Genomic DNA, 1,425 nt, shown 5'->3' with positions numbered 1-1,425 from the left:
ATTTATCGGGTGATATGTTCACCTTAGATAGGAAAATCAAAGAGGCTAAAAGAAAAGGCGAAGATATAACGCCAATTTTAGAAGAAGCTCGTGCAAAAGCTGAAAAGGATAGAGAGAAAAATAAAGCGTCATGCATAGATAACCCAGATTTATGTGGTTTCGGGCGCGAGTTAGCCAATGAAGCTTATAATGAAAACATGGCCAATGGGCTTTGGCTAGGAATTGATCCTGATGTTGTTAATTTCGTTCAAGAAGAAACAATTAAAGATAATGCAGTGATCAATCAGCATACCAGTGAGTTTGGTAAGGATTTAGCGGCTGTATCCGATATTGGAGCTACATTAGCAGGAGCAGGGGTCGGTAGTGTAATTGGAAGTAATATTGGTAAGGGAAATAATAAAGGTACTATTCCAAAACAATCTAACTCGAATAACTCAGTAAATATAGCAACTAATTTTACTAAAGCACCTCAAGCAATTTGGGGTCGTTCTTCAGATGATATAGCTAAAGATTTCAAAACAGCGGGCTATGAAGTAAATGTCCGCCAGTCAACAAGAGGTTCTGGTCAGGCTGTTATTATTGAGGTCAAGGGGCATCCTGAAATTAGCCAAATCCAATACCACCCTGGAGGAGGTAGACATGGAGGCAGCTATTATAAAGTATCCACGACAACTCAAGGCACAATGAAAGTTGTAGACCCAAGTACATATAAGCCTACACAAGGTGAGAAAGCCACAATAATTAATAAAACTAAAGAGTAGAGATTATGGAACAATTAGAATGGATTACCCGTGCTTTTATGCAGCCAAGTGATACTCAAATGAGACTATTTCCTGATTTTGTAAATGTGGCAGATCAACTTGCAGTTGAGTGGGAAATAGCACTAGATGATATAAATTATGAATTATTATCTATTGAGCAAAGTTCTGCGATAAAAGAATTAGATGATTACATGTTGTCTATCAGCGGCTCAAATAATATCCATTTTTGGAACAATGAAGCTCTTTCATCTTATATAGAGTGGGAAAATATGAGAGCATTAGCTCGAAATGTTGTAGTTAGTATGGGATGGTCTGAAAGCCCCCCTCCGGAAGATAACGCAATATATATCAATCATGACTAACAAGTGATTTTAATAAGATCCCAGCCCCACACTGGGATCTCCTTAGCCGCCTTACTTCCCCTTCAGCCCACCGGATAATCAACTGTCCGGCTTGGCGAGTGAGGGTAAAGTGACTGCCCACCGTAAACCCCAACTCATTCAGCCACTTACCACTTAAGGTGAGTTGCGGGCTGGGGTTGGGTTTACCTCGGTTCGGGGCGTAACCCACTGTATATTATCTGGTTTTGACCACTTCCAATTAATTACTTTTTGTTGTCCAGCGCTTCGCATCATGCATATGTAAGATGCTGTTGATCACGGTC

At 40.2% G+C, this 1,425-nt stretch carries 2 protein-coding genes and 1 pseudogene; 2 read left to right on the top strand and 1 reads right to left on the bottom strand.

Annotation, left to right across the window (positions count from 1 at the left end):
• Nucleotides 1-761: pseudogene (locus PR800_RS15675) on the top strand (hemagglutinin repeat-containing protein); the annotation flags it as partial.
• Between the two features lie 5 nt (nt 762-766).
• Nucleotides 767-1,123 carry a hypothetical protein gene (locus PR800_RS15670; RefSeq protein WP_102139479.1) on the top strand — a complete coding sequence of 119 codons (357 nt, stop codon included), beginning with the start codon at nt 767-769 and terminating at the stop codon, nt 1,121-1,123.
• On the opposite strand, the gene PR800_RS15665 is transcribed toward PR800_RS15670, so the two are convergent.
• Nucleotides 1,110-1,331: a SymE family type I addiction module toxin gene (locus PR800_RS15665; protein ID WP_102139478.1), complete on the bottom strand. Its 222-nt coding sequence runs from the start codon at nt 1,329-1,331 to the stop codon at nt 1,110-1,112. The two genes, PR800_RS15670 and PR800_RS15665, sit on opposite strands and share 14 nt — an antisense overlap.
• Between the last annotated feature and the right edge of the window lie 94 nt (nt 1,332-1,425).

This window comes from Providencia sp. PROV205 (assembly GCF_028479505.1).
GTDB lineage: Bacteria > Pseudomonadota > Gammaproteobacteria > Enterobacterales > Enterobacteriaceae > Providencia > Providencia huaxiensis.
The sequence above is the reverse complement of the archived record's forward strand: the minus strand, read 5'-3'. Positions and strand labels throughout refer to the sequence as shown.